This window comes from Streptomyces sp. LS1784, assembly GCF_020103755.1.
Classification (GTDB): Bacteria; Actinomycetota; Actinomycetes; order Streptomycetales; family Streptomycetaceae; genus Kitasatospora.
Genome location: NZ_JAHSQD010000505.1, coordinates 1 through 6,079 on the forward strand (window position 1 = coordinate 1; position 6,079 = coordinate 6,079).

Genomic DNA, 6,079 nt, shown 5'->3' on the forward strand with positions numbered 1-6,079 from the left:
GCCGGGTCGGTGCCGCGCTCGGCCGCGCGCTCCGCGTCCGGCCCCGGCCCGCGGTCCTCGCCGACGGCCACCAGGGCGGTCCCCGCCCCGGTCACCGGGTCAGCCCGGTCTGCTGGGCGAGCCACGGGAGCTGTTGGGCGATGCCGGGGCGGAAGACGACCCAGCCGTGGCCGCCCGGCATCAGTTCGAACTTGGACTTCATTCCGGCCGCCTGCACGGCCTGGTAGACCTTCTCCATCTGCGGTCTGAACTCCTCGTCGGTCTCGCCGACGACCAACGCGACGTTGGTGTCCGGGAACTTCTTGTGGGCCATCACCTGGAGCGGATCGACTGCGTCGAACTTCTTCTCGTCACCACCGAACGCGGCCTTGACCGTCTGTTCCCGGCTGCCCAGGGTCGGTTCCTCCTGCCCGGACATGTCGAGGACGGTGCCGTACACCTCGGGCGCGTTCACGCCGAGCTGGAGCGCGCAGGTGCCGCCCATCGAGGCACCCCCGATCGCCCAGGAGTTCCGGCTGGTCGCGGCCTGGAGGTTCTGGTGGACCCAGTTGGGGACGTCCACCGCCAGGTAGGTCTGGGTCTTGGCGATCTTCGAGTCCAGGCAGAGCGTGTTGGCCCAGGTGGAGCCGAGCTGGTCGGGCATCACCACGATCGGCGCGAGGCCGCCGTGGTCCGCCGCGTAGGCGTCCAGCGCCTCGTTGATCTGGGCGGAGAGCACCCAGTCCCCCGGGACGCCGGGCTGACCGGTGATCATCACGACCACCGGCAGCAGCGGCCGCGGGGTGGCCTGGTAGGCGGGCGGGAGGTAGACGTACGCGTCGCGGGCCTTGAAGCCCGACTTGGTGCCGGGGATCGGCACCACCGAGACGGTGCCCTTCTCGGGCAGGTCCGCCGGGGGCTGCCAGACCTCCTCCAGCGACTTGCCCGGCGGGGCGGCCACGACCTGGCCCGTCTTGGTGGCGTCCAGCCCGTCGGTCTTGGTCAGCCACGGCGCCAGCATCACGCGCCCGCTCGGGAACTGGCCGAAGCCGATGTTGACCTCGGAGGACGCCATCAGCACCACCAGGCCGCTCAGGCCCAGCGCGAGCCCCCGCCGCCGCCAGTCGAGCCGGCGCATCCGGTAGCCGGCCAGGCAGAGCCCGAGCAGGGCGACGGCTATCCACCAGGTGACGTACCGGGGCGTGCCCTCCGGGAAGGGGTGCCACCAGCCGTCGACCACCGCGTCCAGCAGCCAGCTGAGCACCGCCGCGGTGAGCAGTGCGGCGGGCAGGCGCACCCGCCACCAGCTCCGGCCGCGGCCGACGGCGAGCGCGAACAGCGCCGCCCAGCCGACTGTCAGCACGGCGTGCGGGATCAGGCCCTCGGTGAGCGGCCAGTCGATCGGGTTCCAGCGGGAGGCAAGGGTCAACGTGCTCATGCGGCTTTGCCCGGCGGGGTGGTGTCGGCCAGGAACCCGTAGGCGACGACGTTGCCGTCGTAGCCGTGTTCCTCGCTGTACGAGCCGCCACAGGTGATCACCCGCAGCTGCGCGTCAGTGGCCTGACGGTAGACCCGATCGTCCGGGAAGTCCTTTCGGTCGTGCACTTCGATGGCGTAGAGCTGGTAGACGGCGGTGGCGCCGTCCGCCCGGGCGATCTCGATCCGGTCCCCCCGACGGAGCGCGCCCAGATGATAGAAGACCGCGGGGCCGGCCTTGTTGTCGACGTGTCCCACCAGGATCGCGGTGCCGCGCTGTCCGGGCCCTGCCCCGCCGCGGTACCAGCCCGCGAGGTTGCGGTCCGCCTCGGGCGGGGTCTGGAGGTGGCCGTCGGCGTCCAGTCCGAGCGCGGCGACCGGAGCGTCCAGCCGCACCGCCGGGATACGGATCCGGGTCGGCACGGACGGGCCCAGCGGCGGGACGACCGAGACCGGCGCGATCCCGGCCTGGGCCTGGCCTGCCCCCGGTGTGGGCGGCGGCACCGACGAACCTCCGTCGTGCAGCAGCCAGGCACCGAGCACCAGCGCGGCTCCGGCCGCCAGGGTGCCCGGCCAGGGCCCCCTGCTCTGCTGGACGCCCACGGGCGCTCCCCTCTGCCGACGGAACCCCGCTTCCTGGGAGTTTCCTGGGAACAATTCAACCGGAACGGACTGTAAAGCACGTCCGTACGACGGTCGTATCGGCACCCGCCGATCGGCAGGGCCGATGGCCTCTTCCCTGCACCGTGTGGGCGTCCGGTCGCGCAGCGCAACGGCCGCCTCCCGCATGCGATCGCCGCGGGAACACACCCGCACACGAGCTACCGACGGTTCAACGGGTCCGATCGGTTGCGTCGTTCGAGCGATCGCTCACGACCGCGCGCCGCGCTTCTTCGACCGACCTCACCCCCGTGCCATGCTGACCCGGTTACGGGTTCGATCACCCACGTGCCCGGCCGGACTCCGCACTCCCCCACGCTGCCCACCGCCCCACGAACGGAGTGACCATGGAAGCCCTCTCCCGCCGTACCCTGCTGACGGCCGGCGCCGTCACCGCCGCAACCCTGGCGGCCGGCTGCGGCAGCAACCACGCCACCGGCGGAGAGCGGGTGAGCGGCACCGCCGTCCCGGCCACCGGCACGGCCGAGGAGCAGGGCAGCATCGCCACCCCGGCCCCGGCCCCGATCCCCCCGCCGAAGGCCGTCCTGATCGGCGACGGCTCCACCTCGGACACCGGCGCCCAGCCGCACCAGCCCGTCCCCGAGCAGCTGCGGCCCGGCCGGCGCCCGCCGCAGTTCGTGGTCTTCTCCTGGGACGGCGCCGGCGAGCTCGACAACGGCCTGTTCGCCCGCTTCCGCCGGCTGGCCCGGGAACACGGCGCGAAGATGACCTTCTTCCTCAGCGGCCTCTACCTGCTGCCCGAGTCCAAGAAGGACCTCTACCGCCCGCCGCAGCACCAGGCCGGCGCCTCCGACATCGGCTACCTGAGCGACCGGCACATCCGCGACACCCTGGAGAACGTGCACGCGGCCTGGCTGGAGGGCCACGAGATCGGGACCCACTTCAACGGCCACTTCTGCGGCTCCACCGGCGTCGGCCAGTGGTCGCCGGAGGAGTGGGACAGCGAGATCGAGCAGGCGATGGACTTCGTGACGAACTGGCGCACCAACACCGGTTTCACCGACCTGCCGGCGCTGCCCTTCGACTACCGCAAGGAACTGATCGGCAGCCGCACCCCGTGCCTGGAGGGCCAGCGCAACCTGCTGCCCACCGCGGTCAAGCGCGGCTGGCGCTACGACAGCAGCGGCAACGGCACCCAGGTGTGGCCGCAGAAGATCCAGGGCGGCGCGCTCTGGGACCTCCCGCTGCAGTCCATCCCGTTCCCCGGGCACACCTTCCAGGTGCTCTCGATGGACTACAACATCATGTACAACCAGTGCGGCCCCGACACCAAGGCCGACCCGGCGCTCCGCCCCGGCTTCCAGGCCCAGGCCCGCGACGCCTACCTGATGGGCTTCGAGCGCACCTACAACGGCAACCGGGCGCCGTACGTCATCGGCAACCACTTCGAGGAGTGGAACGGCGGCATCTACATGAACGCCGTCGAGGAGGTCCTCAAGGCCATCGCGGACAAGCCGGAGGTCCGGCTGGTCTCCTTCCGGCAGCTGGTCGACTGGCTGGACGCCCAGGACCCGGCGGTGCTGCGCAAGCTCCGGACCCTCGCCCCGGGCCAGTCCCCGGCCGGCGGCTGGGAGTCCTTCCTCGGCGCCCCGGCGGGGGCCAGGGCCCCCGCCGCCGCCGGCTGACCGTCAGGTCCGGGTGCGGACCCGGCCGGAGAGCAGCGCCCCCAGCAGCGACACCCCGATGCTGGTCAGGAACACCACCGCGAAGGCGCCGGGCGACCCGGCGCCTTCCGCCGTGTCGTGGAGGGCCGCCACCGAGCCACCGCCCAGCGCCGCGAACAGCACCCCGGCCAGGCCGGTGAGCAGCACGTTGCCCAGCGCGTCGCTCATCTGGAGCGCGGCCGAGTTGGCGCCGGCGTCCTCCGGCCTGGAGAGCTTCATCATCAGCACGCTGACGGACGCGATGGTCAGCCCCATCCCGAGGCCGCCGACGCCCCAGGCGACCGCGGCCACCCAGGCCGGCACCGCCGGGACGAGCACCAGCGCGGCGCCCCCGATCGCCACCACGGTCAGCACGAAGCCGCCCCGGATCATCGGCACCCGGAAGCGCTCGGCGGCCGGCCGGCCCTGGAGCCACGAGCCCAGCGCCCAGGTGAGGCCGCCGCTGGTCAGGGTCAGCCCGGCCAGCGTCGGCGAGAGGCCTCGCTGGCTGGTCATCATCAGCGGGATGAACACCTCGGCGGAGAAGAACGCCCCCGCCGACACCCCGCGCAGCAGGATCACCGCCGGCAGTCCGCGCACCGCGCGCAGCGTCCCGGCGGGCAGCAGCCCCAGCACGGCCGGCACCAGCAGCGCCGCCCCGGCCGCCCCGGGGATCAGCCCGATCGGGTCGAGGCGCTGGCCGGCGTACTGCACCAGGCCGGCGCCGACCGCCGCCATCGCGGCCAGCCGGGTGCGGCGGCGGTCGAAACCGCCGCCCTTGGCCACCGGGTGCTCGCGCTCGGAGCGGGCCAGCGCCGGGCCCATCACGGCCAGCGGCAGCAGGATCAGCACCGGCACGGCCAGGAACACCCAGCGCCAGCCCAGGTGCTGGGTGACGGCACCGGCGACCAGCGGGCCGACGATCGAGGGCAGCACCCAGGCCGAGGAGAAGGCCGCGAACACGGACGGCCGCAAGCGCTCCGGATAGGCCCGGCCGACCACCACGTACAGCGCGACGATCACCAGCCCGCCGCCCAGCCCCTGGATCGACCGCCCGGCCACGAACACCCACATCCCGGGCGCCGTCCCGGCCACCACCAGGCCGACGCCGAACACCGCGATGCCGGTGAACAGCGGTTGCAGCGGGCCGCGCCGGTCGCACCACTGACCGGAGACGACCAGGGCGAACAGCGTGCTGGTGAAGTACCCGGAGAAGGCGAAGGCGTACAGCGAGACGCCGTCCAGCTGGCGGGCCGCCGTCGGCATCGCGGTGTTGACGGCGGTCGCCTCGAAGGCGATCACCAGGACCACCGAGACGATCCCCAGCGTCAGCGCGCGGTAGCGGCCGCCGAGCACCCCGCCACCGGGGTCGTCGTCGAGGGGTATCGGCACGGGGTCGACCGAGGTGGGGGAGGCAGTGGTCATACGTAACATCGTAAGAGCCGTCTGCTTCGATGACCCCTGACCCCGGTCGGTGACCGGCTCGGTCCCGGGTCCTAGGACGGCGGCGCGGCGCAGGTCAGTGCAGCACCTTGAGGCCCACCACGCCGGAGACGATCAGCAGCAGGCAGACGATCCGGGCCATGGTCACCGGATCCCCCAGGACGGCCATGCCGTAGACCGCGGTGCCGACCGCGCCGATGCCGACCCAGGCGGCGTAGCCGGTGCCGATCGGAATGGTGCGCATCGCGTACGCCAGACCACCCATGCTCAACAGCAGCGCGACGCCGAAGACGAGGCTGGGGACGAGGCGGGTGAAGCCCTTGGACGATTCCAGGGCGACCGCCCACACGGTCTCCAGGAAACCCGAGACGATCAGAACGAGCCAGGCCACGACGTGACACCTCCGCAGTCCACAGCGGCCGGATTGCCGCTGAACTGCGTCGTCTTGTCGTCACCGGGTACGACGCGCTCGTCCGGGGTGGCGGAAATGCCGCCACCTGCCCCCGACGGTAGCACACACTTGCCATGCAGAATTTACAAAGGGGCGTTGACCCCTCTCCCCCGGATCGGCCACTATGAATTCACTGGCCGTGTGCCCGAGTGGCTTAGGGAACCGTCTGCAAAGCGGTGCACGCGGGTTCGATTCCCGCCATGGCCTCACCGGAAAAGGAATTGCCGGTCGACTCCGAAAGTCGTCCGGCAATTCCTTTTCGCTGTTTCCGTCGTTTCCGTCGCCGTCCGGGGAATCCGGTCAGGCCGTGACGGCGTCCTCCGCCCGGATCGGCAGCCGGCCGACCGGCAGGCCGGTGGCGGCGCGCACGGCCGCGGCGACGGCCGCCGGGGCGACCACCGCGGGG

At 72.3% G+C, this 6,079-nt stretch carries 5 protein-coding genes, 1 tRNA gene and 1 riboswitch; of the genes, 2 read left to right on the forward strand and 4 right to left on the reverse strand.

What is annotated here, in order from left to right; genetic code table 11:
- Positions 1-91 precede the first annotated feature (91 nt).
- Positions 92-1,417, reverse strand: a complete 1,326-nt coding sequence (locus KS423_RS36045) for an esterase family protein (RefSeq protein ID WP_224283960.1) — start codon at positions 1,415-1,417, stop codon at positions 92-94.
- Positions 1,414-2,058: a class F sortase gene (locus KS423_RS36050; protein WP_224283961.1), complete on the reverse strand. Its 645-nt coding sequence runs from the start codon at positions 2,056-2,058 to the stop codon at positions 1,414-1,416. The genes KS423_RS36045 and KS423_RS36050 overlap by 4 nt, the downstream gene beginning before the upstream one ends.
- A 404-nt stretch (positions 2,059-2,462) precedes the next feature.
- On the opposite strand from KS423_RS36050, the gene KS423_RS36055 reads away from it, so the two are divergent.
- On the forward strand, positions 2,463-3,761 hold the full coding sequence (locus tag KS423_RS36055; protein WP_224283962.1) for a hypothetical protein: 1,299 nt from the start codon (positions 2,463-2,465) through the stop codon (positions 3,759-3,761).
- 3 nt (positions 3,762-3,764) lie between these two features.
- Here the strand turns inward: KS423_RS36055 and KS423_RS36060 are convergent, their stop codons facing one another.
- Both KS423_RS36060 and KS423_RS36065 read right to left on the reverse strand, forming a co-directional pair.
- On the reverse strand, positions 3,765-5,204 hold the full coding sequence (locus KS423_RS36060) for an MFS transporter (RefSeq protein ID WP_224283963.1): 1,440 nt from the start codon (positions 5,202-5,204) through the stop codon (positions 3,765-3,767).
- A 94-nt stretch (positions 5,205-5,298) separates the two neighbouring features.
- Positions 5,299-5,613 (reverse strand): multidrug efflux SMR transporter, encoded by a 315-nt coding sequence (locus tag KS423_RS36065; protein WP_224283964.1) that lies wholly within the window; start codon positions 5,611-5,613, stop codon positions 5,299-5,301.
- A 43-nt stretch (positions 5,614-5,656) separates the two neighbouring features.
- Positions 5,657-5,722, reverse strand: a riboswitch (guanidine-III (ykkC-III) riboswitch).
- An 86-nt stretch (positions 5,723-5,808) separates the two neighbouring features.
- Here KS423_RS36065 and KS423_RS36070 point away from each other — a divergent pair.
- A tRNA-Cys gene (locus tag KS423_RS36070) sits at positions 5,809-5,880 on the forward strand.
- The last annotated feature ends 199 nt before the right edge of the window (positions 5,881-6,079 follow it).

Excerpts from the sequence above, each read along its gene's own strand:
- KS423_RS36045 (WP_224283960.1), bottom strand. The coding sequence starts at position 1,417 with ATGAGCACGTTGACCCTTGCCTCCCGCTGGAACCCGATCGACTGGCCG.
- KS423_RS36055 (WP_224283962.1), top strand. The coding sequence starts at position 2,463 with ATGGAAGCCCTCTCCCGCCGTACCCTGCTGACGGCCGGCGCCGTCACC.
- KS423_RS36060 (WP_224283963.1), bottom strand. The coding sequence starts at position 5,204 with ATGACCACTGCCTCCCCCACCTCGGTCGACCCCGTGCCGATACCCCTC.